This is a genomic window from Variovorax sp. LARHSF232, assembly GCF_052871435.1.
The window spans coordinates 211670-235091 of the sequence record NZ_JBIXJS010000007.1 but is presented as its reverse complement, the minus strand read 5'-3'; the positions used below and the strand labels follow the sequence as shown (position 1 = coordinate 235091).

29 protein-coding genes are annotated in these 23422 nt (G+C 66.8%); 9 read left to right on the top strand and 20 right to left on the bottom strand.

The features are described 5' to 3' along the window. Positions 1 to 88 precede the first annotated feature (88 nt). The 4 genes from ACIPRI_RS18825 to ACIPRI_RS18810 form a co-directional block, all read right to left on the bottom strand. Positions 89 to 1090 carry an NAD(P)H-dependent glycerol-3-phosphate dehydrogenase gene (locus tag ACIPRI_RS18825; protein WP_446622992.1) on the bottom strand — a complete coding sequence of 334 codons (1002 nt, stop codon included), beginning with the start codon at positions 1088 to 1090 and terminating at the stop codon, positions 89 to 91. 39 nt (positions 1091 to 1129) lie between these two features. Continuing rightward, positions 1130 to 1588: a protein-export chaperone SecB gene (secB, locus tag ACIPRI_RS18820; protein ID WP_446622991.1), complete on the bottom strand. Its 459-nt coding sequence runs from the start codon at positions 1586 to 1588 to the stop codon at positions 1130 to 1132. A 104-nt stretch (positions 1589 to 1692) separates the two neighbouring features. Continuing rightward, on the bottom strand, positions 1693 to 1953 hold the full coding sequence (grxC, locus tag ACIPRI_RS18815) for a glutaredoxin 3 (RefSeq protein ID WP_446623060.1): 261 nt from the start codon (positions 1951 to 1953) through the stop codon (positions 1693 to 1695). 21 nt (positions 1954 to 1974) lie between these two features. Beyond that, a complete protein-coding gene (locus tag ACIPRI_RS18810; protein ID WP_446623059.1) occupies positions 1975 to 2358 on the bottom strand; it encodes a rhodanese-like domain-containing protein in 384 nt (127 codons plus the stop codon). 118 nt (positions 2359 to 2476) lie between these two features. Between ACIPRI_RS18810 and gpmA the strand changes: the two genes are divergently transcribed. From gpmA to ACIPRI_RS18790, 4 genes are all read left to right on the top strand, one after another. After that, positions 2477 to 3220: a 2,3-diphosphoglycerate-dependent phosphoglycerate mutase gene (gene gpmA, locus ACIPRI_RS18805; RefSeq protein WP_446622990.1), complete on the top strand. Its 744-nt coding sequence runs from the start codon at positions 2477 to 2479 to the stop codon at positions 3218 to 3220. 84 nt (positions 3221 to 3304) lie between these two features. Beyond that, on the top strand, positions 3305 to 4741 hold the full coding sequence (locus ACIPRI_RS18800; protein ID WP_446622989.1) for a S41 family peptidase: 1437 nt from the start codon (positions 3305 to 3307) through the stop codon (positions 4739 to 4741). A 59-nt stretch (positions 4742 to 4800) separates the two neighbouring features. Next, on the top strand, positions 4801 to 5574 hold the full coding sequence (locus ACIPRI_RS18795) for a HesA/MoeB/ThiF family protein (RefSeq protein WP_446622988.1): 774 nt from the start codon (positions 4801 to 4803) through the stop codon (positions 5572 to 5574). A gap of 164 nt (positions 5575 to 5738) precedes the next feature. After that, positions 5739 to 6140 (top strand): response regulator, encoded by a 402-nt coding sequence (locus ACIPRI_RS18790; protein ID WP_446623058.1) that lies wholly within the window; start codon positions 5739 to 5741, stop codon positions 6138 to 6140. Positions 6141 to 6157: 17 nt separating this feature from the next. On the opposite strand, the gene ACIPRI_RS18785 is transcribed toward ACIPRI_RS18790, so the two are convergent. Continuing rightward, positions 6158 to 6790, bottom strand: coding sequence for a response regulator (locus ACIPRI_RS18785; protein WP_446622987.1), 633 nt, complete (start codon positions 6788 to 6790; stop codon positions 6158 to 6160). Between the two features lie 131 nt (positions 6791 to 6921). On the opposite strand from ACIPRI_RS18785, the gene ACIPRI_RS18780 reads away from it, so the two are divergent. The 5 genes from ACIPRI_RS18780 (at position 6922) to ACIPRI_RS18760 (ending at position 10308) form a co-directional block, all read left to right on the top strand. Continuing rightward, on the top strand, positions 6922 to 8319 hold the full coding sequence (locus ACIPRI_RS18780; protein ID WP_446622986.1) for a CHASE3 domain-containing protein: 1398 nt from the start codon (positions 6922 to 6924) through the stop codon (positions 8317 to 8319). Between the two features lie 171 nt (positions 8320 to 8490). Next, the gene (locus ACIPRI_RS18775) at positions 8491 to 8865 is read left to right on the top strand and encodes a hypothetical protein (RefSeq protein WP_446622985.1); all 375 of its coding nucleotides are present in this window, start codon (positions 8491 to 8493) and stop codon (positions 8863 to 8865) included. A 99-nt stretch (positions 8866 to 8964) separates the two neighbouring features. Next, entirely contained in the window at positions 8965 to 9345 is a 381-nt protein-coding gene (locus tag ACIPRI_RS18770) for a phage holin family protein (protein WP_446622984.1), read from the top strand. Next, entirely contained in the window at positions 9335 to 9760 is a 426-nt protein-coding gene (locus ACIPRI_RS18765) for a hypothetical protein (protein WP_446622983.1), read from the top strand. The genes ACIPRI_RS18770 and ACIPRI_RS18765 overlap by 11 nt, the downstream gene beginning before the upstream one ends. Next, complete coding sequence (locus ACIPRI_RS18760) at positions 9757 to 10308, top strand: ferritin-like domain-containing protein (RefSeq protein ID WP_446622982.1); 552 nt, start codon at positions 9757 to 9759, stop codon at positions 10306 to 10308. The genes ACIPRI_RS18765 and ACIPRI_RS18760 overlap by 4 nt, the downstream gene beginning before the upstream one ends. 84 nt (positions 10309 to 10392) lie before the next feature. Here ACIPRI_RS18760 and ACIPRI_RS18755 read toward each other — a convergent pair whose 3' ends face one another. The 15 genes from ACIPRI_RS18755 to ACIPRI_RS18685 form a co-directional block, all read right to left on the bottom strand. Further along, the gene (locus ACIPRI_RS18755) at positions 10393 to 10893 is read right to left on the bottom strand and encodes a BON domain-containing protein (RefSeq protein ID WP_446622981.1); all 501 of its coding nucleotides are present in this window, start codon (positions 10891 to 10893) and stop codon (positions 10393 to 10395) included. A gap of 97 nt (positions 10894 to 10990) precedes the next feature. Then, positions 10991 to 11824, bottom strand: coding sequence for a DUF429 domain-containing protein (locus tag ACIPRI_RS18750; RefSeq protein ID WP_446622980.1), 834 nt, complete (start codon positions 11822 to 11824; stop codon positions 10991 to 10993). Positions 11825 to 11837: 13 nt separating this feature from the next. After that, positions 11838 to 12260, bottom strand: a complete 423-nt coding sequence (locus ACIPRI_RS18745) for a BLUF domain-containing protein (protein WP_446622979.1) — start codon at positions 12258 to 12260, stop codon at positions 11838 to 11840. Between the two features lie 87 nt (positions 12261 to 12347). Beyond that, entirely contained in the window at positions 12348 to 13082 is a 735-nt protein-coding gene (gene folE, locus ACIPRI_RS18740) for a GTP cyclohydrolase I (protein WP_446622978.1), read from the bottom strand. Between the two features lie 73 nt (positions 13083 to 13155). Further along, positions 13156 to 13908: an endonuclease/exonuclease/phosphatase family protein gene (locus tag ACIPRI_RS18735; protein WP_446622977.1), complete on the bottom strand. Its 753-nt coding sequence runs from the start codon at positions 13906 to 13908 to the stop codon at positions 13156 to 13158. Further along, positions 13905 to 14375: a dihydroneopterin triphosphate diphosphatase gene (gene nudB, locus ACIPRI_RS18730; RefSeq protein ID WP_446622976.1), complete on the bottom strand. Its 471-nt coding sequence runs from the start codon at positions 14373 to 14375 to the stop codon at positions 13905 to 13907. Before nudB ends, ACIPRI_RS18735 begins: the two co-directional genes overlap by 4 nt. Before the next feature lie 59 nt (positions 14376 to 14434). Continuing rightward, entirely contained in the window at positions 14435 to 16246 is a 1812-nt protein-coding gene (gene aspS / locus ACIPRI_RS18725) for an aspartate--tRNA ligase (protein ID WP_446622975.1), read from the bottom strand. Between the two features lie 56 nt (positions 16247 to 16302). Further along, positions 16303 to 16920 (bottom strand): DUF502 domain-containing protein, encoded by a 618-nt coding sequence (locus ACIPRI_RS18720; protein ID WP_446623057.1) that lies wholly within the window; start codon positions 16918 to 16920, stop codon positions 16303 to 16305. Positions 16921 to 16939: 19 nt separating this feature from the next. Further along, positions 16940 to 17272, bottom strand: a complete 333-nt coding sequence (locus ACIPRI_RS18715) for an FmdB family zinc ribbon protein (protein WP_446622974.1) — start codon at positions 17270 to 17272, stop codon at positions 16940 to 16942. Between the two features lie 98 nt (positions 17273 to 17370). Continuing rightward, positions 17371 to 18813 carry a sodium:solute symporter family protein gene (locus ACIPRI_RS18710; protein WP_446622973.1) on the bottom strand — a complete coding sequence of 481 codons (1443 nt, stop codon included), beginning with the start codon at positions 18811 to 18813 and terminating at the stop codon, positions 17371 to 17373. A gap of 27 nt (positions 18814 to 18840) precedes the next feature. Continuing rightward, on the bottom strand, positions 18841 to 20406 hold the full coding sequence (gene ubiB / locus ACIPRI_RS18705) for a ubiquinone biosynthesis regulatory protein kinase UbiB (protein WP_446622972.1): 1566 nt from the start codon (positions 20404 to 20406) through the stop codon (positions 18841 to 18843). Continuing rightward, a complete protein-coding gene (locus ACIPRI_RS18700) occupies positions 20403 to 20957 on the bottom strand; it encodes an SCP2 sterol-binding domain-containing protein (RefSeq protein WP_446622971.1) in 555 nt (184 codons plus the stop codon). The genes ubiB and ACIPRI_RS18700 overlap by 4 nt, the downstream gene beginning before the upstream one ends. A gap of 87 nt (positions 20958 to 21044) precedes the next feature. Further along, positions 21045 to 22079, bottom strand: coding sequence for a TIM44-like domain-containing protein (locus ACIPRI_RS18695; protein ID WP_446622970.1), 1035 nt, complete (start codon positions 22077 to 22079; stop codon positions 21045 to 21047). Positions 22080 to 22111: 32 nt separating this feature from the next. Next, positions 22112 to 22843: a bifunctional demethylmenaquinone methyltransferase/2-methoxy-6-polyprenyl-1,4-benzoquinol methylase UbiE gene (ubiE, locus tag ACIPRI_RS18690; RefSeq protein ID WP_446622969.1), complete on the bottom strand. Its 732-nt coding sequence runs from the start codon at positions 22841 to 22843 to the stop codon at positions 22112 to 22114. A gap of 161 nt (positions 22844 to 23004) precedes the next feature. Further along, the gene (locus tag ACIPRI_RS18685) at positions 23005 to 23421 is read right to left on the bottom strand and encodes a gamma-butyrobetaine hydroxylase-like domain-containing protein (protein ID WP_446622968.1); all 417 of its coding nucleotides are present in this window, start codon (positions 23419 to 23421) and stop codon (positions 23005 to 23007) included. Between the last annotated feature and the right edge of the window lies 1 nt (position 23422).

Sequence of the window (23422 nt, the reverse complement as noted above, 5' to 3'; positions counted from 1 at the left end):
CTTGTTCTTGAGGGAGCGCCACGCTAACCGAAGCGCCGGGCGCCTTCAAGAAGGAAATCACGGACCGGACCGGCCCGGGGCCGATCGATCAGCCCGGCTCGGCCGTTGGCTCCCGCCCCATGAGCGCAGCCACCACCTCGGCCGGCTTGGCACTGCCGTCCAGCAATGCCACCACGCCTTGCGCAATGGGCATTTCCACGCCGAGGTGCAATGCGCGCTGCAGCACGGTGCGGGCGCAGTAGACGCCCTCGGCGACGTGGCCCAGCGACTGCACGGCCTCGGCCAGGCTGCGGCCCTGGGCCAGCAGCAGGCCCACCTTGCGGTTGCGCGACAGGTCGCCGGTGGCGGTGAGCACCAGGTCGCCAAGGCCGGACAGGCCCATGAAGGTGTCGGCTCGCGCGCCCAGCGCCAAGCCCAGCCGCGTCATTTCGGCCAAGCCTCGTGTGATGAGCGCGGCGCGGGCGTTGAGCCCCAGCGCCAGGCCATCGGCCAGGCCGGTGGCGATGGCCAGCACGTTCTTCACGGCACCCCCCACTTCCACGCCGACGATGTCGTCGTTCGCATAGACGCGCAGCGAAGGCCCGTGAAAAGCGTCGACCAGCGCCTGCCGAACCTCGCCATGCGCGCTGGCGGCCACCAGGGCGGTGGGCTGCCCGTGTGCCACTTCCTGCGCAAAGCTGGGGCCGCTGAGCACGCCGGCGGGCAGATCGGGCGCCACCTGAGCCTGGATTTCATGCGCCAGCAAGCCGTAGCCGGCACCCCCGCCCTGCGCCGGCTCCACGCCCTTGCACAGCCAGGCCACCGGCACGCGCAGATCGCGCAGGGCCAGCAGTTGCTCGCGCAGCGCCGCCATCGGCGTGGCGATGATCACCAGCTGCGCCGCGCGCGCGGCATCGACCGCGGCAGCGCCGACGAGCTGGAGCGAAGGAGGCAGCGCGATGCCTGGCAGATAGCGCCGGTTTTCGCGCTGGGCCTGAAAGGCGGCCAGTTGGGCCGCATCGCGCGCCCACAGGCTCACTTCATGCCGGGGCGCCGCGTTGATGGCCAGCGCCGTACCCCAGGCACCGGCGCCGAGCACGCAGATCTTCATGTCGGGGGCCACATGCCGCGCAGCCGCGCGGCCATTCGATTACTGGGCGTTGGCAGCGGGCGGCTGGCCGGCGGCCTGCGCCTGCTGCTGCTCGAACATGGCCTGGAAGTTGATCTCGGCCAGGTGCACCGGCGGGAAGCCGCCGCGCTGGATCACGTCGGCCACGTTGCCGCGCAGGTAGGGGTAGACGATCTGCGGGCAGGCGATACCCAGGATCGGCGCCATCTGGTCTTGCGGCAGGTTGCGGATTTCAAAGATGCCGGCTTGCTTGGCCTCGACCAGGAACACGGTCTTGTCGCCGATCTTGGTCTGCACGGTGGCCGACACGGTGACTTCGAAGATGCCCTCGTTCACCGGCTGCGCGTCCACGCCCAGCTGGATGTCGACCGTGGGCGCTTCCTGCTCGAGCAGGATGGCCGGCGAGTTGGGCTGCTCCAGCGACAGGTCCTTCAGGTAGACGCGTTGGATCTGGAAAACGGGATCTTGGTTGTCGGCCATGCAATTCTTTCGGGTATCAAGACAAGGCCCGCCGGAGAAGCTCTCCGCAGCGGGCCAGAAGTAGAAGCGGGATTATCGCCGCTGGATGCAGCGGGATGCCGCGGTCAGGCGCCCTGCAGCAGGGGCACGAGGCCGCCGCGGCTGTCGAGCGCCATCAGCTCGTCGCAGCCGCCCACGTGGGTCTGGCCGATGAAGATCTGCGGCACGGTGCGGCGCTGCGTGGTTTCCATCATGGCGGCGCGGGCCACCGGGTCGGCGTCGACGCGGATTTCCTCGATGTGCTCGACGCCCTTGGCCTTGAGGATCTGCTTGGCGCGGATGCAATAGGGGCAGACCGCGGTGGTGTACATCTTGACGGGTTGCATCTGGGTCATCTGGCGCGCCCTTCAGGCTTTTTCAAGCGGCAGGTTGGCGTCTTTCCACGATTTGAGGCCGCCAGCCAGGGCCTGGGCCTGCTCGTAGCCCAGCTTGCGGGCCACCGCCACGGCGCGCTGGGCGCGGGCGCCGGAGGCGCAGACGATCAACAGGGGCAGCGACTTGTTCTTGACGGTGCCGGCCAGCTTGGCCTCGAGCTGATCGAGCGGCACGTTGCGGGCGCCGGTCACATGGCCGGCGGCGAATTCCTCCGGGGGGCGGATGTCGACCACCACCGCACGCTGGCGGTTGATCAGTTGCACAGCGCCTTCGGCGCTCAGAGCGCCCTGGCCGGCCTTTCGCAGCATGGGTACCAGCAGCATGGCGCCGGAACTGATCACGATCAGGAACAGCATCCAGTTGGCGATGACGAAGTCGAAGAAGAATTTCACGGGGGTCCTTGGATGACGAACCCCGGATTTTAGAATGTCGAGTTTTGCAGCCCTGCCAACCCAGTCCAAAAGGCCCTCACACATGTACAAGCTGGTGCTGATTCGCCACGGCGAATCGACCTGGAATCTCGAGAACCGCTTCACCGGTTGGACCGACGTCGACCTCACGCCCCTGGGCGTGGAACAGGCCAAGCAGGCCGGGCGCCTGCTGAAGGCGGAGGGCTACGACTTCGATGTGGCCTACACCAGCGTGCTCAAGCGCGCCACCCGCACCCTGTGGCACACCCTGGACGAGCTGGACCGCACCTGGCTGCCGGTGGTGCATTCGTGGCGCCTGAACGAGCGCCACTACGGCGCCCTGCAGGGCCTGAACAAGGCCGAAACCGCCAAGAAGTACGGCGACGACCAAGTGCTGGTCTGGCGCCGCAGCTACGACACGCCGCCGCCGGCGCTCGAGCCCGGAGATCCGCGCAGCGAACGCGCCGACCTGCGCTACGGCAAGCTCTCGCCCGAGCAGATCCCGCTCACCGAATGCCTCAAGGACACGGTGGCCCGGGTGCTGCCCTTCTGGAACGAATCGATGGCGCCGGCCATCCGCGCCGGCCGCCGGCTGGTGGTGGCGGCGCACGGCAATTCGATCCGCGCCCTGGTGAAGTACCTGGACGGCATCTCGGATGCCGACATCGTGGGCCTGAACATCCCCAACGGCATCCCGCTGGTGTACGAACTCGACAGCGAACTCAAGCCGCTGCGCCACTACTACCTGGGCGACGCCGAGGCCGCCGAGAAGGCCGCCGCCGCCATCGCTCGCCAGGGAAAAGCCTGACGTCGTGCACAGGCTTGGAACTGTTGCAATAAGTTAGCTTCCAAGCTGTGTATATTGCTTCGGTTCGCTGATAGGACTTCCCCCATGGGCCAGAAACTCAAGATTACAGGCTGGGTCGCCGCAGGCGCCTTCGCCGGCGCGCTGACCACCGTCTCGCTGCAAACCGTCGCACGAGGCTCGCTGGCCCCGCTTCCGCTGGAAGAACTGCAGCAGCTCGCTGCCGTATTCGGCATGGTCAAGAGCGACTATGTCGAGTCGGTGGACGAGAAAAAGCTCATCTCCGACGCCATCTCCGGCATGGTCGCCGGGCTCGACCCCCATTCCCAGTACTTCGACAAGAAGTCCTTCAAGGAATTCAAGGAAGGCACCACCGGCCGCTTCGTCGGCGTGGGCATCGAGATCTCACAGGAAGACGGCTTGGTCAAGGTGGTGTCGCCCATCGAAGGCTCGCCGGCCTTTCGCGCCGGCCTGAAGCCCAATGACCTGATCACCAAGATCGATGACACGGCGGTGCGCGGCCTGACCCTCAACGAGGCCGTGAAGCGCATGCGCGGCGAGGCCAGCACCAAGGTGATGCTGACGATCTTCCGCAAGGACGAGAACCGCACCTTCCCGGTCACGATCACGCGCGAGGAAATTCGCACGCAGTCGGTGCGCGGCAAGATGCTGGATTCGGGCTACGGCTGGATCCGCCTGTCGCAATTCCAGGAACGCACGGTGGAGGACTTCGTCAAGAAGGTCGAAGAACTCTACAAGGCCTCCCCCAACATGAAGGGCCTGGTGCTCGACCTGCGCAACGACCCGGGCGGCCTGCTGGATGCGGCGGTGGCGGTGTCTGCCGCCTTCCTGCCGGAAAACGTCACGGTGGTGTCCACCGACGGCCAGCTGCCCGAGAGCAAGTCGGTCTACAAGGCCTCGCCCGAGTATTACCAGCGCCGCGCCGGCAGCGACCCGCTGCGCGGCCTGCCGCCCGCCCTGAAGTCGGTGCCCTTGGTGGTGCTGGTCAACGAAGGCTCGGCTTCGGCCAGCGAGATCGTGGCCGGCGCCCTGCAGGACCACAAGCGCGCCACCGTCATGGGCAGCCAGACCTTCGGCAAGGGCTCGGTGCAGACGGTGCGCCCGCTCGGCCCCGACACCGGCCTGAAGATCACCACGGCGCGCTACTACACCCCCAGCGGCGCCTCGATCCAGGCGCGCGGCATCGTGCCGAACGTGCTGGTCGACGAGACCGCCGAGGGCAGCCCCTACGCCATCCTGCGCATGCGCGAAGCCGACCTGGACAAGCATCTGACCAGCGGCCAGGGTCCGGAAGACAAGAGTCCGGACCGCGAGAAGGCCCGCGATGAAGCCCGCAAGCGCCTGGAGGCCGAGGCCCTGAAGCCGCCGCAAGACCGCAAGGTGCCCGAATTTGGTTCCGACAAGGACTTCCCGCTGATGCAGGCCCTGGCCCAACTCAGGGGCCAGCCGGTGCTGGTGAGCAAGACCCAGGTCGAGCGCAAGGAAGAAAAGAAGGAAAACTAAGGCGCGATCGGCGCCAGCCTGCGGGCTGCGCCGGGCTCGCCGCTTTTTCCGCGAAGCGCATGGACGACGACGATCTGCTGCGCTATTCGCGCCACATCCTCCTGGAAGAGTTCGGAATCGACGGCCAGGCCAAGGTCTCGGCCGGCCACGCCCTGGTGATCGGTGCCGGCGGGCTGGGCTCGCCCGTCGCGCTGTACCTGGCCGGCGCCGGGGTCGGGCAGATCACGCTGGTCGACGACGACGAGGTCGACCTCACCAACCTGCAGCGCCAGATCGCCCACACGGCGGCGCGGGTCGGCCAGGCCAAGGTGCGCTCGGCCGCCGAGGCCATGGGCGAGCTCAACCCGACAATCCAGGTGCATGCCCATGTGCGGCGCGCCGACGAGCAACTGCTCGAAGAACTGGTGCCACGTGCCGACGTGGTGATCGACTGCTCGGACAACTTCGCCACCCGCCAGGCGGTGAACCGCGCCTGCGTGCGCCATGGCCGGCCGCTGGTGGCCGGCGCCGCCATTCGCTTCGATGGCCAACTGAGCGTCTACGACAGCCGCGATGCCGCCTCGCCCTGCTACGCCTGCCTGTTTCCGCCGGACGCCCAGTTCGAGGAAACACGCTGCGCCGTGCTGGGCGTGTTTGCGCCGGTGGTGGGCACCATCGGCGTGCTGCAGGCCGGCGAGGCGCTCAAGCTCCTGGCAGGCATCGGCGAGCCGCTGGCCGGGCGCCTGCTGATGTTCGACGGCCGCTCGGCCAGCTTCGACACCCTGCGCGTGGCGCGCGATCCGCACTGCGCGGTCTGCGCCAGCCGACCCGGCCACACTGCCAAACCCGCCTGAAGAGGCCGTCCACCCCGGGGCCGCTGTGTCGGCGCCGTCCTACAGCGCGTCGCCCTGCCAACTTGCACCGCGGACGCAAGGCGCTCGATACGATGGCAGACGAAGGCCTTCGTTGCTGCAGACTCCTGATGGCAGGTGGGGCCGCGAAGGGGATGTCTTTCGACATGACAAGCACGCTCAAGACATACATCGTCGAAGACAACGCCACGATTCGGGAGAATCTTGTCGGAACCTTGGAGGAACTGACTCGAGTCGCCGCCATCGGTCATTCCGAAACCGAAGTCGATGCACGCCGCTGGCTCATTGAACATGCAGACGATTGGGACTTGGCCATCGTCGATCTCTTTCTCAAGCAGGGCAGTGGCCTGGGCGTGCTGCAGGAATGCATGCAGCGGCGTAGCAGCCAGAAGGTCGTGGTGCTGAGCAACTACGCCACGCCCGATATCCGCAAGCGCTGCGCACAGCTGGGCGCCGATGCCGTCTTCGACAAATCCAACGAGATCGATGCACTGGTGGATTTTTGCGCGCTCCTGTCCAACCAGGGCGCGCCGGCCAGCCCGGCGTGATGACCCTGCGCAGCGCTTCAATCAATGAGCTTGTTCTTCAGGGCGTAGTAGGTCAGGTCGCTGTTGGAGGACAGGTTCATCTTCTCCATCAGGCGCGTGCGGTAGGTGCTCACCGTCTTGACCGAGAGCGACAACGCCTTGGCAATGTCGCCCGCGGTTTCACCCTTGGCGAGCTTCAGGAACACCTGAAACTCGCGTTCCGAAAGCTGCTCGTGTGGTGCACTGTCGCTCTTGCGGTCCAATTGGCGCGCCAACAGGTCGGCCACCGCCGGCGTGATGTGACGGCGCCCCAGCGCAACGGTGCGGATGGCATTCACGATCTCCATCGGATCGCATTCCTTGTTCAGGTAGCCGCTCGCGCCCTGGCGGATCAGGTTCAGCGCGTAGTGCTCCTCGGGGTAGGCGCTGAGGATGAGGATGCCCACGTCGGGCGCCTTGGCACGGATCATCGCCAGTGCGTCGATGCCGCTCTGGCCCGGCATGGACAGGTCCATGACGAGCACGTCCATCTCGGTGCTGCGAACCAGATCGATCGCCTCGCGCCCGCTGGCCGCTTCTCCCACCACGCGCAGGTCGACATGCTCCGAGAAAAACTGGCGCAAACCGGAGCGCACGATGGCGTGGTCGTCCACAATTCCGATCCTGATCATCTGTTGCCTTTGTCGCCTGGCGGCGTTTTGATGCGCGCTTACCTGTCCATCCCCGCTTCATGATGATTATTCACAGTTTGACTCCGCGGCTTGTCGGACAGCGCCTTCAGCGCTGGTTGGCATTTCGCCCAATGTCGCTGGGCTTGGGCTTGGCCATGCTGGCCGCAATGGTACTCGTGGGCATCAATGAAGCGGGCTATCGCCAGTCGAGCCGCGCGCTCGTGGAGATCGGCGAAGCCCAGGGCGAGCGCCTGGTGCTCAATTCGCTGGTGCAGAACATCGTGGATGCCGAGACCGGCCAGCGCGGCTTCCTTTTGACCGGCGAGGCGCGCTACCGCGAGCCCTACGATGCCGCAGTCAAGCAGATCGGCAACCAGTTCGCTGCCTTGCGCAAGCTCTACGAGGGCAAGCCGGCGGAAAGCGCGCGCCTGGCCACCCTCACCGACCACGTGATGCGCAAGCTGGCCGAAATGGACATGAGCGTGCGTCTGCGCGAATCCGGTGACGACGACGCCTGGAAGTTCGTGCTGACCACCGACGTGGGCCGCGAGGAAATGGCGGCCATCCGCGCCGAAGCCGCCGGCCTGCTGGCCCTGAGCAACCAGTCGCTGATGGCCGGCCAGGCGCAGATCGCCCGTTCGCTGGCCATGGCGCGGCTGGGCATCGGCCTGGTGGCGTTGGCTGGCCTGTTTGCCTTTTTCCTGTACTTGCACCAGACGCACCAGCTGCGCGAGGCCGGCGAGCGCCAGCAGAAGGCGCTGGAGCGCGAACGCAACGCGCTGGAACACGAAGTGCGCGAGCGCACCGCCACCCTGGCCGAGCTGGCCACCCACCTGCAGGAGGTGCGCGAAAACGAGCGCGGCTTCCTGGCGCGCGAGCTGCACGACGAACTGGGCGCCCTGCTCACCGCCGCCAAGCTGGATGCTGCGCGGCTCAAGTCGAGGCTGGCCGCTTCGCCGGAAGCCATCGATCGGCTGCAGCACCTGACGGAACTGCTCAACAGCGGCATCGCGCTGAAGCGCCGCATCATCGAGGACCTGCGTCCCTCCTCGCTGGCCAACCTGGGCCTGGTGGCTTCGCTGGAGATCCTGGGCCGCGAATTCGCCGAGCGCTCGGGTCTGGAGATCGACATGGCGCTGGAGCCCGTCGAGCTCGACGAGGGTCGCCAGTTGACCGTGTACCGCATGGTCCAGGAAAGCCTCACCAACATCGGCAAGTACGCCAAGGCCAGCGAAGCGACCATCGTGCTCAAGAACCATGGCAACCGCGTGCACGTGGAGGTGGCCGACAACGGCCAGGGCTTCGACACGCGCAAGATGAAGCCCGCCACGCACGGCCTGGCGGGCATGCGCCACCGGGTGGAGGCGGCGCACGGCAAGCTGAGCATTTCATCGACGCCCGGCAAAGGCACCACGGTGCGCGCCGTGCTGCCGGTCAACCCGCCTGCCGAGGCCGAGCCCGAGGCCGCGGGGCCGACCGCGCCACCCGCGTATCGCACACTTCCTACGCCCCCCGCGCCCGGCGGCTGACAGTGGAACAGCCAGGCTGCTCTTATGGTCGTCTCATGCCGCCATTGCGGGCGGCATCGCGGCCTGCCGACAAACACCAAGAGGCCGGGTTTTCTCGCAAGCTTGCTTCGGCGCGGCTACGATGACCCACCGAGCATTTTTGACACACCTTCATCGAAAGGGAAGAAAGCAATGAACGCAAGCACCCCCAAGACCGCCGCCGAACTGGCGGACGAGTTCCGCCAGACCGCCCACGACGCAGTCGAAACCTCCCGGGCCTATGCGCAGAACGCGGTGAACGCCGCCGGCGAAAAGGTGCGCGACATCCGCCGCGAGGCCGAGCCCACCATGGAGCAGATCGCGGCCCGCGTGCAGCACGCCGTGCAGCGCGGCCTGGATTCGGCAACAAAGACCAGCGCCCGTGCCCAGCGTCGCATCGAGGAAGCCGCCGACGTGACGGGCCGCTACATCGCCGACCAACCCGTGCGCTCGGTACTGCTGGCCGCTGCCGCCGGCGCGGCCATCACGGCCCTGATCGTGCTGGCCACGCGCCGCCACGACGACTGAGCACAAAGCAAGGGGCAGCGCCTCTTGCCTGGCGGCCGCGCCCTCGCGCGCGGCCGACGCTTTTCACCTCTTACGGGCCCTGGCCCGCACGCACGCACCATGCTCCATCCCATCTACACCACGATGCTCGGGCACCCCGAGCTCGTCGCCGACCACCTCGCCAACTACCTGGCCCTGGTGCGGGAAGAAGCCGGCGAGGCGGGGCGACGGCTGGTGTCGCGCATCGTTGCCGGCGTGCTGGCGGTCATCAGCGCGATGATGGCACTGGGGCTGATCGGCATCGCGGTGATGATGGGCGTGATGCACGGCAACTTCCACTGGGTGCTGGTGGCGGTGCCCGCGGTGGCGGTGGTGGTAGCCCTGGTTGGCGGCTATATCGCCTCGCGTCCGGCGAACTTCGAAGGCTTCGAAGACATCCGCGCACAGCTCGAGGCCGACGTGCGCGCGCTGCACATCGCAGGAGACGCCCATGCCCAATGAGCAACCCGGCCCCAGCCCGCAGGAGCGGCTGGCGATCTCGCGCCGTGCGCTGGTCAATCAGCTGCAAGGTGAAGCGGCGCCTGGCGCGGCGGAGCGCCCGCGCGCCTCGCTGTTGGACGGCATCGCCTGGGCGCCGGTGGCGCGCGGGATGGCGCGCCATTGGTGGCAGCGCCACCCGCTGCATGCCGCCGGCGAGCTGGCGCGGCCGGTGCTGGAGCGCTACGCGCGCGAGCAGCCGCTCAAGCTGGTGGCGGTGGCCGCCGCGACCGGCGCACTGGTCGTGCTGGCCAAGCCCTGGCGTGTGCTCACTGCCACCGGCGTGGCCGCAACCTTGTTCAAGACCTCCGACGTTGCCGGCGTGGTCACCGCCCTGATGCAGCGCCGGCCCTCCGCACGAAAGAAGGATCCACCATGACGAATCGCAATTCCCCTGCGCCGTCGACGCGGCGCCTGCAACTCGACCAGGCCGCCATCGATGCGGCCGCCAAAAGCCTCGACGAAGGCGCCGTGACACCGGGCTACGGCCCCTGGCGCGAGGACATCGTGAAGCTGCTCAACGATGCGCTGGCCACCGAGCTGGTTTGCATCCTGCGCTACAAGCGCCACTACTTCACCGCCAATGGCGTGCAGTCGCCCGCCATCGCCGACGAGTTCCTGGTGCATGCCAACGAGGAGTCGGTGCATGCCGACAAGATCGCCGAGCGCATCGTGCAGCTGGGGGGCGAGCCCGACTTTTCCCCCGACACCCTGCTCGAGCGCAGCCACGCCGACTACGACGAATCGACCGAACTGCAAGCCATGGTGCGCGCCAACCTGGTGGCCGAGCGCATCGCGGTGGAAAGCTATCGGCAGATGATCGGCCTGATCGGCGACAAGGACCCGACCACCCGGCGCATCCTGGAGGAGATCCTCACCGACGAGGAAGAGCATGCCGACGAGCTGAAGAACTGGCTGGGCCACTGATGCAAGAGAAGAGCAGCCCAAAAGCAAAAAAAGCCCTGGTCTCCAGGGCTTTTCCTTTCAGGCGGGCGCGAACCGATGAACGCGCTACATCGTCTTCACTTCGAGCTTGTTGTCGACCGAGCTCACCCCCTTGACGTCCTTGGCGATCTGCTCGGCGCGCGACTTGGCGGTGGGGCTGGGTGCCGGACCGCTCAGGGTCACCTTGCCGCCTTGCGTATCGACGTCAATCTTGACGGCGCTCAGGTCCGGATCCTTGGCCAGGCCGGCGTTGACTGCGGCCGTGATGCTTGCATCTTCCGCCGCGGCGGTGACGGCGGTGCCGGCGTTCTTGGCGGCATCCGACATCCTGGAGGCCGCGTCGGAAGACTCGACCTTGGCCTTGGCATCGCCGGCCATCTGCTCGGTCTTGGCCTTGGCATCCTGCGCGGCACGCTCGGTCTTGGCGACGGCGGCGTCGACCTTCTCGCCGGCGGTGCGGTTGTCCGCCTGGTCGCAACCCGTCAGTCCGATCGCTGCAGCCACGAGGACGAATGCCCACCAACTGCCGCGCGAAGCCGCGGCATGGATAGCTTTGATCTCGTTCATGGCAATCTCCTTCTACTGGATAGGACCAATCTAGCCAGTGTCTGCCGGCCCGCATGTCTGGCGCAAGCCGCGTATCACTGTAGGACAAGCGTGCGCGTCAGGCCGTGACAATCCAGCCTTCCAGGCGGTCCATGTCCGCCGGCAGGCCATAAGCCTGCCGCGGCCAGGCCCAGGCGGCTTGCAAGAGGCACAGCAGCGCGTCGACCGCATCGCCGCTGGCGTCGTCCAGCAGGGCTTCGCGCTGCGCCGGCGTCACGATCAGCGACAGCGCCAGCCGGGTGGCACCGTGCTCCAACTGCTGCAGCAGCTCGGCGCGGACCCGCCGGCGCTCGGGCGTCCGGCGGGCGGCATCGTCGCTCTTGTAGCTGCGCCGGCCGATCAACTCGCGCGCCAGCAGACCGGGATAGCCCTCCAGCGCCACCCGCGACGGCGCCTGCGGCATTGGGAACTGCAGGCCGGGAAAAAAGGCGCCGGCGGCGATCAGCCGCGGCACCCCGGCATGCAGCATGAAGGCGACCGGCGGGTTGACCCATTTCATTGAGGGGCTGGAACCGGCCGGACCGTCGGTGGCCCGGTGTGCGAACTTGGCGCCGGCCGGTCGCGCTGCGCAGAAGGCGGCAAAGATGCGGCGGATTTCGGGACGCGGCAGCGCCGCATAGTGGGCGATCAGCTCGGGCCAGGTGCCAGGCCAGCCCAGGTGCTCGACCAACTCGCGCGGCAGGCCGAAGGGAAAGTCGAAGGCGCCGACCCAGGCCGGCTGCGCCGCCAGCCACTCACCCCAGGCGTCCAGCGAGTTGAATCGAAGCAGCGCATCCAGCTCGACCGCAGCGCCCGAAGGTGAAAGCGATCCGGTTGCCACCACGATGGTCTTGCGCGCGCTTGGCGCGCTGGAGAAATCGCAGCCGAGCAGCACCGGCCTGGCCGCGCCCAAAGGCTCTTGCGCGTTAGGCGCGACCGACTATGGAGGCCGTGGCCATCAGCTCTTCGAGCAGGGCCAGCGAGACCTTGCCGGACACCGAATACGGGTCGAGCTCGGGCCGCTCCGAATAGCGCAGGAGGATCGATGAATGCACCTTGGTCAGGTTCACCTGGCCCATGGTCCAGCCGCCGAAGCGGCGCTCGGTGATCTCCTCGAAGTGCAGCAGCTCCACGTCCTTGTGGCGGGGGTCCTTCTGGATATGGCCGTACAGATCGCTCACCGCGGTGCGCCCGCCTTCGATGGCCTGCAGGAAAACGCCGCCGCCGTGGCAAAGAATTCCGGTGATGCCGCAGGCGGTGTTGTGGGCACGCGCCTGGGCCAGGATGGCCTCGATCGCCTGCGGATTGCAATCGACCGCACGGCTGGCGTAGAGCAGACGAACCAGCATGTCAGTGCCCGCCCGGCCGCCCGAAGGGCACTGAGCGCCCCCTCGGGGGGCAGCGATACACGAAGTGAAGAGCGTGGGGGCTCATGTTCAACCTTTGCGAGGCAGCAGGGACAGGAATTCGCGGCGCAGCGACGCATCCTTGAGGAAGGCGCCGCGCATGACGGAATTGATCATCTTGCTATCCATTTCCTTGACGCCACGCCACTGCATGCAGAAGTGCTCGGCCTCGACCACCAGCGCCAGGCCGTCGGGGCTGGTCTTTTCCTGGATCAGGTCGGCCAGTTGCACCACGGCCTCTTCCTGGATCTGCGGGCGGCCCATCACCCACTCGGCCAGCCGCGCGTACTTGGACAGGCCGATCACGTTGGTGTGCTCGTTGGGCATGACGCCGATCCACAGCTTGCCGATGATCGGACAGAAGTGGTGCGAACAGGCGCTGCGGATGGTGATCGGGCCGACGATCATCAACTCGTTCAGCCGCTCGGCATTGGGGAACTCGGTGAGCGAAGGCGGCGGCACGTAGCGGCCCTTGAACACCTCGTTGAGGTACATCTTGGCCACGCGGCGCGCAGTGTTGCCGGTGTTGTGGTCGCCCTCGATGTCGATGACCAGGCTTTCCAGCACGCCCTTCATCTTGTCCTCGACCTCGTCGAGCAGGGCCTCGAGCTCGCCCGGCTGGACGAATTCGGCGATGTTGTCGTTGGCGTAGAAACGCTTTCGCGCGGCCTGCAGGCGCTCGCGGATCTTCACGGAGACGGGGGTGCCCTCGTCCTCGGCCTGCGCTTCCACGGGGCGCAGCTTGGTGTCGATCTTGGTCAGCATGGGCGCATCCTATCAGTGAATGAATTCCCGGCCTTGCAGGCTGGAATGTAGGCGAGCACTTGCTCTGTTGCTATCAATCTTGTAGCGAAAAGTCGGTCACCAGGGGCAGGTGGTCCGACATGCGCGACCACACCGGGCCGCGCGGCACGGAGCATTCCACCGGCTTGAGGTGGCGTGCGTAGATGAAGTCCAGCTGGGTCAGCGGCAGGCGCGAAGGGTAGGTCAGCGTGCGCGGGCCGCGCAGGTCGCTGGAGTCGCGCAGGCCCATGGCGTTCATGGCATAGCGCATGCGCGCGCCCCAGTCGTTGAAGTCGCCGGCCACCACGAGACGCTCGCCGGCCGGAATCTCCCGCTCGATGAAGTCGCCCAGCTGCGCCACCTGGCGCACGCGGCTGCCCTTGATCAGGCCCAGGTGCACGACGATGGCATGCAGCGGCGCGCCGTCCACGTCGATCACTGCATGCAGGAGGCCGCGCTGCTCGAAGCGATGGTCGGAGATGTCGCGATGCGTCTTCTTGAGCACCGGCCAGCGGGTCAGCAAGGCGTTGCCGTGCTCGCCATGCCGCGTGTAGGCATTGGTCTCATAGACCGCGGTATAGCCTTCGGGCGCCAGGAAATCGGCCTGCGGCATTTCCGGCCAGCGCGCAAAGCGCTGGGCTGCCTTGCGGTTTGTCTTGCGCACTTCCTGCAGGCAGACGATGTCGGCATCGAGCTGCTCGACCGCGTGGCCCAGGTTGTGGATCTCCAGCCGGCTCGCCAGGCCGAGGCCCTGCACACCCTTGTGGATGTTGTACGTGGCGACGCGCAAATTGCCTTCAGGGCTCATTTCAGAAATTGTGGCAGTAGAAGGATGGCTTCGGCATTGGAGGGCGAAAAACAGGCGTCGGCGGCCTGCCGGAAAGGCAGCCATTGCCAGGCGTCGTGTTCACGCGCATCCAGCACCGGCTGGATGGGTTCAGGTACGCACAACCCGAACAGATGCTCCGTGTTGCGAAGCACGCCCGGCGCATAGCGCCAACGCCATTGCGGATAGATGGCGTACACGTTGGCAAGTTTCCAGTCCGCGAGATTCGCGGCCAGCGGCGTTCCGGGCCTGCAGTCGATGCCGGTCTCCTCGTGCACTTCGCGTGCCGCCGTTTGCGCCAGCGGCTCATCCGGCGTGTCCTTGCTGCCGGTGACCGATTGCCAGAAGTCCTGGGCATCGGCGCGGCGGATCAGCAGCACGTCCAGCGCCGGCGTGTGGATCACGACCAGCACCGACTCGGGGATCTTGTGGGGCTTTGCGGCTTCCATGGCAGCGCGGCCCCCATCCGCATGGGATGAGGGCCGCGATCTAGTACAAGGACAGATCCTCAGGCCGCCGTGGCGCTCGTATTGCGCAGGCGGATGTGCAGCTCGCGCAGCTGCTTCTCGTCGACCGGGCTGGGCGCCTGGGTGAGCAGGTCCTGTGCGCGCTGGGTCTTGGGGAAGGCGATCACGTCGCGGATCGACTCGGCGCCGGTCATCAGCATGACCAGGCGGTCCAGGCCGATGGCAATGCCACCGTGCGGCGGCGCTCCGTACTGCAGCGCGTCCAGCAGGAAGCCGAACTTGGCCTGCGCGTCTTCGGCGTTGATCTTCAGGGCGCGGAACACTTTGCTCTGCACTTCCTCGCGGTGGATACGCACCGAACCGCCGCCCATCTCGATGCCGTTGAGCACCATGTCGTAGGCCTTGGCGATGCACTTCTCGGGGGCCGTGTCCATCAGGTCTTCATGGCCATCCTTGGGCGCGGTGAAGGGATGGTGCACGGCCGACCAGCGCTGGCCTTCCTCGTCGTATTCGAACATCGGGAAGTCGACCACCCACAGCGGCGCCCAGCGGTCGTCGACCAGGCTGTTCTTCTTGCCGAAGGCGCTGTGGCCGATCTTCACGCGCAGCGCGCCGATGGCATCGTTGACCACCTTGGCCTTGTCGGCGCCGAAGAACAGGATGTCGCCGTTGCGCGCGCCGGTGCGGGCCATGATCTCGGCCAGCGCAGCGTCGTCCAGGTTCTTCACGATCGGGCTTTGCAGGCCTTCGCGGCCGGCCGTCACGTCGTTCACCTTGATGTAGGCCAGGCCCTTGGCGCCGTAGATCTTGACGAACTCGGTATAGGCATCGATCTCGCTGCGCGGCATGCCGCCCTCGGCTGCGCCGCCACCGGGCACGCGCAGGGCCACCACACGGCCGCCCTGCATGTTGGCCGCGCCGGCAAACACCTTGAATTCGACATTGCGCATGACTTCGGTGAGCTCGGTGAACTCGAGCTTGACGCGCAGGTCCGGCTTGTCCGAGCCGTACTTGAACATGGCGTCGCCATAGGTCATGGTCGGGAACTCCGGCAGCTCGATGTCCGCCGCGGCGCGGAACACCTTGCGGATCATGCCTTCGAACATCTCGCGGATCTCTTCCTCGGCCAGGAAGGAGGTCTCGATATCGATCTGGGTGAATTCGGGCTGGCGGTCGGCGCGCAGGTCCTCGTCGCGGAAGCACTTGACGATCTGGTAGTAGCGATCGAAGCCTGAGACCATCAAGAGTTGCTTGAACAGCTGCGGCGACTGCGGCAGCGCGAAGAAGCTGCCGTCGTGCACCCGGCTGGGCACCAGGTAGTCGCGCGCGCCTTCGGGCGTGGACTTGCCCAGCATGGGCGTCTCGATGTCGACAAAGCCGTTGGCATCGAGGAACTTGCGCACTTCCATCGTCACCTTGTAGCGCGTCATCAGGTTGCGCTGCATCACCGGGCGGCGCAGGTCCAGCACGCGGTGCGTGAGGCGGGTGGTTTCGCTCAGGTTGTCGTCGTCCAGCAGGAAGGGCGGCGTGACCGAGGGGTTGAGCACCTTCAGCTCGTGGCACAGCACTTCGATCTTGCCGCTCTTGAGCTGCTCGTTGACCGTGCCTTCGGGGCGCGCGCGCACCAGGCCGGTGATCTGGATGCAGAACTCGTTGCGCAGGCTTTCGGCCGCGGCGAAGGTGGCGGCGCGATCCGGGTCGCACACCACCTGCACGTAGCCTTCGCGGTCGCGCAGGTCGATGAAGATGACGCCGCCGTGATCGCGCCGGCGGTTGACCCAGCCGCACAGGGTGACGGTTTGGCCCAGCAGGGCATCGGTCACGAGACCGCAGTAGTGTGAACGCATGGCCATGGCTGATTGCCGGCGCCTTTGTGCGGCGCCTACTCCTCTATCTGATGTTCTGTCGGTTAAGCGGTGGCGATCGAGGCGGGGCCGCCTGGCACGACCACCCCCATCGACACGATGTACTTGAGCGCCTCGTCGACGCTCATCTTGAGTTCGATGCAGTCGCTGCGCTTGAGCATCACGAAATAGCCGCCGGTGGGGTTCGGCGTGGTCGGCACGTAGACGCCCAGGTAGTCATCGTGCAGGTAGTTGAGCACGTCGCCACCCGGCGTGCCGGTGACGAAGGCGATGGTCCAGGCGCCGGGGCGCGGCCATTCGACCAGCACCGCCGTGCGAAAGGCGTTGCCGCTCTCGGAGAAAAGGGTGTCGGAAACCTGCTTGACGCTGGAATAGATGGAGCGCACGACCGGGATGCGCCGCACCACCGCGTCGCCCCAGCCCAGGAGGCGCTTGCCGATGAAATTGCTGGCGACGGCACCCACGATCAGCAGGATCGCCAGCGTGAACAGCACGCCCAGGCCGCGCACGCGATGTTGAACCAGCCACAGTTGCCACTGCGAAGGCAGCAGCCAAAGGGTCTGGTCCAGCGTGCCGATGATCCAGTCGAGCACCCACAGCGTGATCGCCAGGGGCACGATGACCAGCAGGCCGGAGAACAGCCATTTGCGCAGCGCGAGCATGGTGCCGTGCATTTCCTTCTCAGCTGGCCGCGGCAGGCGCCGGGGGAGCGGCAGGCGCAGCAGCCGGAGCTGGCGCCGGAGCCGGCGCGGCGGCGCCGGCGGCGGAGGCCGCAGGCGCGTCGGCGGAGGTCGGAGCACTCTTGCTGTCGCTGCTGGCCTTGCTGCCGCCACCGTCGCGGAAATCGGTGACGTACCAGCCCGAACCCTTCAACTGGAAGCCGGCCGCCGTCAGCTGCTTGCTGAACGCGGCGGCGCCGCACGCCGGGCAAACGCTCAGGGGCGCATCGGACATTTTCTGCAGCACGTCCTTGGCGTGGCCACAGGCGCTGCACTTGTAGGCGTAGATAGGCATGGAATTGGGGGCAAGAAGGCGCTGGCGAGAAAGGCCAGCAAAGCCTTCAATTATAAGGGCGGCCTCCCCTGTCCGCCCTGCTCTTGGGCGGACAGCCTCTAGCTGGCGGCGATGGGGCGGTGGGCGGTGCGCACGTTGACCACCCACTGCGGGGCCAGCGAGCCCCCCACCATGCCGACCATGGAGGCCAGCAATCCGGCCAGCTGCGCCGGGAAGGCCTCGCCCCAGGGCATGGCCAGCCCGGCGACCCAGGTGCCGATGCCCAGCACGATGGCGGCGATGGCGCCCTGGGTGGTGGCGCGCTGCCAATAAAGGCCGAACACCAGTGGCACGAAGGCGCCCACGAGCGGCACCTGGTAGGCGCCGGACACCAGTTCGTAGATCGGCGTGCCCTGCATGCGGATGGCGTAGGCCAGCACCGCCGCACTGAACACCAGCACCGTGATGCGCATGGTGCGCAGGTTCGACTTGTCGGAGCCGGCCGGGCGGAACTGGCGCCAGATGTTCTCGGTGAAGGTCACGCTGGGTGCCAGCAAGGTGGCCGATGCGGTCGACTTGATGGCCGACAGCAGCGCGCCGAAGAACAGCACCTGCATCACGAAGGGCATCTTCTCCAGCACCAGGGTGGGCAGCACGCGCTGGGGGTCGTCCTTGAGCAGCTCGGCCGTCTGCTCCGGCATGATGAGCAAGGCACTGGCCACCAGGAACATCGGCACGGAAGCGAACAGGATGTAGGCCACGCCGCCGATCACCGGCCCGCGGGTCGAGGACTTGACGCTGTCGGCCGACATCACGCGCTGGAACACGTCCTGCTGCGGAATGGAGCCCAGCATCATCGTGACCGCCGCCGCCAGGAAGAAGATCATGTCCTTGAAGTTGGGCTCGGGCCAGAAGCGGAACAGGTCCTTGCTGGCGGCGAAGGCGATCACCTTGTCGGCGCCGCCGGCCATGTTGCCGGCGAACACGGCAATCACCGCCAGGCCCACAACCAGGATGATCATCTGGATGAAGTCGGTGACGGCCACCGACCACATGCCGCCGAACAGGGTGTAGGCCAGGATCGAGACCACGCCGATGACCATGCCCACGGGAATGCTCACCACGCCGCCCGACAGCACGTTGAACACCAGGCCGAGGGCCGTGACCTGGGCCGAGACCCAGCCCAGATAGCTCAGCATGATGATCAGCGAGCAGGCCACTTCCACGGCGCGGCCGTAGCGCTCGCGGTAGTAGTCGCTGATGGTCAGCAGGGTCATGCGATAGAGCTTGCCGGCGAAGAACAGGCCCACCAGGATCAGGCAGGTGCCGGCACCGAAGGGGTCTTCCACCACGCTGCCCAGCCCGCCCTCGATGAACTTGGCCGGAATGCCCAGCACCGTCTCCGAGCCGAACCACGTCGCGAAGGTGGTGGTGACGATCATGTACAGCGGCAGATGCCGGCCGGCAATGGCGAAGTCGGACGTGTTCTTCACCCTGCGCGCGGCCCAGAGACCGATCGCGATGGTGAACAGCAAATAGACGATGACCAGGCTCAGCAGCACGAATATCTCCTCGATTCCCTCTTGTGGTCAGAACAGTCGCACGCGCATCAGCACCTGCATCGCGATCAAACCCAATACAAATCCCATGCCACCGTAAATGATGGCCTGCAGCAGTTTGTTGGTTCGCTTTTGAGCCGCCAGCAACTCCATCAGTTCACGTCGGTGATCGGCCGGCGGGCGCTCCAGGTAGTCGTGCATCAGGCGCGGCAGTTGCGGCAGCAGCTTGGCCAGGCGCGGCGCTTCGGCCCGCAGCTGCTGCAGGAGCTTTTTCGGACCCAGCTGGTCCAGCATCCACTTCTCGAGGAAGGGCTTGGCGGTGGCCCAGAGGTCGAGGTCCGGGTCGAGCTGGCGGCCCAGACCTTCGATGTTGAGCAGTGTCTTTTGCAACAACACCAACTGCGGCTGGATCTCGACATGAAAGCGCCGCGAGGTCTGGAACAGGCGCATCAGCACCATGCCCAGCGAGATCTCTTTCAACGGCCGGTCGAAGTAGGGCTCGCACACCGTTCGGATCGCCGCCTCCAGCTCGTCGACGCGCGTGCCCGAAGGCACCCAGCCGCTTTCCAGGTGCAGTTCGGCCACCCGCTTGTAGTCGCGCCGGAAGAAGGCGGCGAAGTTCTGCGCCAGGTATTCCTTGTCGACCTCGGTGAGCGTGCCGATGATGCCGAAGTCCAGCGCGATGTAGCGCCCGAAGGTGGCCGGGTCCAGGCTCACCTGGATGTTGCCCGGGTGCATGTCGGCATGGAAGAAGCCGTCGCGAAACACCTGGGTGAAGAAGATGGTGACGCCGTCGCGCGCCAGCTTGGGAATGTCGACGCCGGTCGCACGCAGGCGGTCGAGCTGGGCGATGGGCACGCCGTTCATGCGCTCCATCACGATCACCTCGGGATGGCAGAAGTCCCAGATCATCTCGGGGATCAGCACCAGCTCGAGCTTGTGCATGTTGCGGCGCAGCTGCGCGGCGTTGGCCGCCTCGCGCACCAGGTCGAGCTCATCGTGCAGGTACTTGTCGAACTCGGCCACCACCTCGCGCGGCTTCAGGCGCTTGCCGTCGGGCGACAGCTTTTCGACCCAGCCAGCCATCAGGGCCATCAGCGCCAGGTCCTTGTCGATCACCGTGCGCATGCCGGGGCGCAGCACCTTCACCGCCACCTCGCGCACCCTGCCCTCGGCCGTGCGCAAGGTGGCGAAGTGCACCTGCGCGATGGAGGCGCTGGCGATCGGCACCTCGTCGAACTGCTCGAAGATCTCGGCCACCGGCCGATGGAAGGCGCGCTCGATGGTGGCCATGGCCACCTTGGAATCGAAAGGCGGCACCCGGTCCTGCAGCCAGGCCAGTTCGTCGGCGATGTCGGCCGGCAGCAGGTCGCGCCGGGTGGACAGCACCTGGCCGAACTTGACGAAGATGGGGCCCAGGCGCTCGAGCGCCTCGCGCAGGCGCTGGCCGCGCGGCGCATCGAGCTTGCGGCCGAAGGAAACGACGCGCGCCAGCGCGTGCAGCCAGGGCTTCTGGAAGCTGGTGAGGACGAGCTCGTCCAGGCCGTAGCGCAGCGCAATCAGCACGATGAACGCGCCGCGGTAAAAACGGCTCATTCGGCGTTTGACTTTGCAGCAGGGCCGGTGCGGGCCTTGTCGATGAACTGGCGCAAGGCGCCCACCACCTTGCGCGCGGCGTTGCCGACGGCATTTGCCGGCACGTCGCCGATCAGGCGGGCGAGGTCGTCTTCCACGTCCCAGCGCACATGGTCGACCAGCCAGTTGACCTCGGCCGCCAGTTGCACGTCGCCCACGATGCGCACGGCCGGCTTGTCGCCCAGCAGCGCCGACTGCGCCAGCTCGAGCGGGTTTTCCTGGCTGACGCTGAGCGTGAGGTCGGGCATCGCGCCTTCGGGGGCCAGGTCCAGCAGGCCGGCCGGCGTGGCCACCAGGCGAACCTGGATGGAGCGCCAGCGCACCTCCACCACCTGCCCCTGCTGGCGCTTCAGGCGCGCCTGGGCCTCGGGCTCCTGCTGCAGGACGTGGTTGAGAAAGAGCACCGCGCGGTGCTGGATTTCATGGATGGCCCAGGCCGGGGGCTGGAGCCGGCTCGACGCCTTGTCGAAGAGCTCGCCAAGAAAAGCAAATGGGGACGATGGTGTGGCCATGGTCCCCATTATCCCGCGTACACAGGCCTGCTCGGCCCGTGCATGCTGGTTTCGAGTCGGTCCGTTGCAGGCCGGCCGCGTCTCGTTTTACTGCAGCGCCTGCACGCCCGCCACCAGCCAGCCGCTGCTGCCGTTGACCGGCTTGGTCATGTTCCAGACCTCGCGGAAGGGGCTCGGACCGGCCGAGGCGTCTTCACGGATCATGCCGGAGAACTCCACGCTGGCCATGTAGGCATCGGGCAGCTCCTCGATGCCCAGCAGCTTGGCGTCGAGCATCACCACCTCGGTCTTGTTGGGCTGGCCACCGGTATGCGTCTCGCGCTCAGCCAATTGGCTGCGGATCTCGCCGACCATGCTGTCGGTCATCATCGAACGCAGCGTGGGGATGTCGCTCTTGTCCCATGCATCCTGCAGCGCGACGAAGTTGCGCTTGGCTGCGCCGAGGAAGCCGTCGACATCGAAGCCGGCCGGGATGCCCCAGGACTGCGAACCTGCCAGGGCCGCACCGATCATGCTGCCCCCCGAAGACAGGGCGGCCGAGCCGTGCTGGCCATGGGCCGGTTCCGCAGGCGTGGCATCGAAGGCGGCATGCTGGCGCTCCCAGGGGCGCGCCGAAGCATCGTTGCCGACGTTGTTGGGGCTGTACTGCAGCGGCGCCGTGGCGGTGGCCGGGCCACCCGCGCCCTGGAAGGCATAGCCGCCCTGGCGCGCCGAGCCCTTGGCCTTGGAGCGGGCGCTGAACATGCGCCACGCGACGAACGCGGCCATTGCCACCAGCAGGATCAAGAGGAAGTTGCCGAAAGCCGCGCCGAGGCCCAGCGAATTCGCCAGCCAGGCCAAGCCCAGGCCGGCAGCCAGGCCGCCGAGCATCGCGCCCCAAGGACGCTTGGGCGCCGTAGCCGGTGCCGCGGTGCCCGGCTTGGCAGCCGTTGCCGGGGCTGCCGACTGCGTGGGTGCGCTGTTCGTCGCCGTGTTGCCGGGTGCGGCCGGCGCAGCATCACGCTGCGTCACGTTGCTGGACTGGCGCCCCATCGACTTGCCGCCGCCCATGCGCGCGGCATCCGCGTGGATACTCGTCAGGGCGAAGGCACAAGCCATCAGGATCGGCAGGATCTTCTTCATGGGCGTCTCCTCGAACGTCACTACAAAAACACTCAACACTTGATTCCAACATGCAGGGCAGCGACGCCCCCCGTCATGTTGTGATAGTCCACATGCCCGAAACCGCCCTCTTTCATGAGGGTCTTGAGTTCTTCCTGGGCGGGATGCATACGGATCGATTCGGCCAGGTAGCGGTAGCTGGCGTCGTCGCCGGCCACCAGCTTGCCCAGGCGCGGCAGTACTTGGAACGAATACCAGTCGTAGGCCTTGGCCAGCGGCTTGGCCACCTTGGAAAACTCGAGCACCAGGAGCTTGCCGCCGGGCTTGAGCACGCGGTTCATTTCCTTGAGCGCCAGGTCCTTGTGCGTCATGTTGCGCAGGCCGAAGGCCACGCTCACCACGTCGAAATGGTCGTCGGGAAAAGGCAGCTGCTCGGCGTCGCAGACCAGCGTGGGCAGCGCCACGCCGGCATCGAGCAGGCGGTCGCGGCCGGTGCGCAGCATGGCTTCGTTGATGTCGGTGTGGACCACCTGGCCCGACTCGCCCACCTTGCGCGCGAAGGCCAGCGACAAGTCACCCGTGCCGCCCGCGATGTCGAGCACACGCGCGCCTTCGCGCAGGTTGGCCACCATCACGGTGTAGGCCTTCCAGGCGCGATGCATGCCAGCCGACATCAGGTCGTTCATGACGTCGTAGCGCGAGGCCACGGAATCGAAGACGCCGCGCACGCGGCGCGCCTTGTCCTTTTCGTCGACCTGCTCGAAACCGAAATGCGTGCTGCTCATGCACGCCATGTTAGGCCGGAAGCCTTCATTGCAAGTCGACGACCCCGCACTCTCGGCGGGCATTTGTCGTTTTCCAGTGCCTGCCCGGCCGCCCGAAGGGCACTGAGCGCCCCCTCGGGGGGCAGCGATACACGAAGTGATGAGCGTGGGGGCAGTTCATTTCAGTGGCTTGCGCAGGCGTGCCCGCCGCCCTTTTCGGGCATGGGAGCATCGCGCTCAACGCCGGCGGCGGCCAGGCGCGCCTCGTACTCGGCCCACAGTTCCTGCTCCTTGGCACCCAGTTCGTAGAGCAGGTCCCAGGAGTAGATGCCGGTGTCGTGGCCGTCACTGAAGGTGGGCTGCACCGCGTAGTTGCCCACCGGCTGCAGGTCGACGATCTGCACCTCACGCTTGCCGGTCTGCAGCACCTCCTGGCCCGGCCCGTGGCCCTGCACTTCGGCCGAGGGCGAATAGATGCGCATCAGCTCGAACGGGATCCGAAAGCTGGCGCCGTCGGAAAAGCCGATCTCGAGCACGCGCGACTGGCCATGCAGGGTGATCGATTGGGGCGTCGGTGCGCCGGATTGCAGTCCTGCCATC

What these genes read in the sequence shown, in the direction of transcription:
- ACIPRI_RS18765 (WP_446622983.1), top strand. Translation starts at nt 9,335, where the DNA reads ATGCCCAATGAGCAACCCGGCCCCAGCCCGCAGGAGCGGCTGGCGATC.
- ACIPRI_RS18785 (WP_446622987.1), bottom strand. Translation starts at nt 6,790, where the DNA reads ATGATCAGGATCGGAATTGTGGACGACCACGCCATCGTGCGCTCCGGT.
- grxC (WP_446623060.1), bottom strand. Translation starts at nt 1,953, where the DNA reads ATGCAACCCGTCAAGATGTACACCACCGCGGTCTGCCCCTATTGCATC.
- ACIPRI_RS18685 (WP_446622968.1), bottom strand. Translation starts at nt 23,421, where the DNA reads ATGGCAGGACTGCAATCCGGCGCACCGACGCCCCAATCGATCACCCTG.
- aspS (WP_446622975.1), bottom strand. Translation starts at nt 16,246, where the DNA reads ATGGCCATGCGTTCACACTACTGCGGTCTCGTGACCGATGCCCTGCTG.
- ubiB (WP_446622972.1), bottom strand. Translation starts at nt 20,406, where the DNA reads ATGAGCCGTTTTTACCGCGGCGCGTTCATCGTGCTGATTGCGCTGCGC.
- ACIPRI_RS18735 (WP_446622977.1), bottom strand. Translation starts at nt 13,908, where the DNA reads ATGAGCCCTGAAGGCAATTTGCGCGTCGCCACGTACAACATCCACAAG.
- folE (WP_446622978.1), bottom strand. Translation starts at nt 13,082, where the DNA reads ATGCTGACCAAGATCGACACCAAGCTGCGCCCCGTGGAAGCGCAGGCC.
- ACIPRI_RS18825 (WP_446622992.1), bottom strand. Translation starts at nt 1,090, where the DNA reads ATGAAGATCTGCGTGCTCGGCGCCGGTGCCTGGGGTACGGCGCTGGCC.
- ACIPRI_RS18760 (WP_446622982.1), top strand. Translation starts at nt 9,757, where the DNA reads ATGACGAATCGCAATTCCCCTGCGCCGTCGACGCGGCGCCTGCAACTC.
- ACIPRI_RS18720 (WP_446623057.1), bottom strand. Translation starts at nt 16,920, where the DNA reads ATGCTCGCGCTGCGCAAATGGCTGTTCTCCGGCCTGCTGGTCATCGTG.
- ACIPRI_RS18795 (WP_446622988.1), top strand. Translation starts at nt 4,801, where the DNA reads ATGGACGACGACGATCTGCTGCGCTATTCGCGCCACATCCTCCTGGAA.
- nudB (WP_446622976.1), bottom strand. Translation starts at nt 14,375, where the DNA reads ATGGAAGCCGCAAAGCCCCACAAGATCCCCGAGTCGGTGCTGGTCGTG.
- ACIPRI_RS18780 (WP_446622986.1), top strand. Translation starts at nt 6,922, where the DNA reads ATGTCGCTGGGCTTGGGCTTGGCCATGCTGGCCGCAATGGTACTCGTG.
- ACIPRI_RS18775 (WP_446622985.1), top strand. Translation starts at nt 8,491, where the DNA reads ATGAACGCAAGCACCCCCAAGACCGCCGCCGAACTGGCGGACGAGTTC.
- ACIPRI_RS18800 (WP_446622989.1), top strand. Translation starts at nt 3,305, where the DNA reads ATGGGCCAGAAACTCAAGATTACAGGCTGGGTCGCCGCAGGCGCCTTC.
- ACIPRI_RS18715 (WP_446622974.1), bottom strand. Translation starts at nt 17,272, where the DNA reads ATGCCTATCTACGCCTACAAGTGCAGCGCCTGTGGCCACGCCAAGGAC.
- ACIPRI_RS18770 (WP_446622984.1), top strand. Translation starts at nt 8,965, where the DNA reads ATGCTCCATCCCATCTACACCACGATGCTCGGGCACCCCGAGCTCGTC.
- ACIPRI_RS18700 (WP_446622971.1), bottom strand. Translation starts at nt 20,957, where the DNA reads ATGGCCACACCATCGTCCCCATTTGCTTTTCTTGGCGAGCTCTTCGAC.
- gpmA (WP_446622990.1), top strand. Translation starts at nt 2,477, where the DNA reads ATGTACAAGCTGGTGCTGATTCGCCACGGCGAATCGACCTGGAATCTC.
- ubiE (WP_446622969.1), bottom strand. Translation starts at nt 22,843, where the DNA reads ATGAGCAGCACGCATTTCGGTTTCGAGCAGGTCGACGAAAAGGACAAG.
- secB (WP_446622991.1), bottom strand. Translation starts at nt 1,588, where the DNA reads ATGGCCGACAACCAAGATCCCGTTTTCCAGATCCAACGCGTCTACCTG.
- ACIPRI_RS18810 (WP_446623059.1), bottom strand. Translation starts at nt 2,358, where the DNA reads ATGCTGTTCCTGATCGTGATCAGTTCCGGCGCCATGCTGCTGGTACCC.
- ACIPRI_RS18745 (WP_446622979.1), bottom strand. Translation starts at nt 12,260, where the DNA reads ATGCTGGTTCGTCTGCTCTACGCCAGCCGTGCGGTCGATTGCAATCCG.
- ACIPRI_RS18695 (WP_446622970.1), bottom strand. Translation starts at nt 22,079, where the DNA reads ATGAAGAAGATCCTGCCGATCCTGATGGCTTGTGCCTTCGCCCTGACG.
- ACIPRI_RS18755 (WP_446622981.1), bottom strand. Translation starts at nt 10,893, where the DNA reads ATGAACGAGATCAAAGCTATCCATGCCGCGGCTTCGCGCGGCAGTTGG.
- ACIPRI_RS18790 (WP_446623058.1), top strand. Translation starts at nt 5,739, where the DNA reads ATGACAAGCACGCTCAAGACATACATCGTCGAAGACAACGCCACGATT.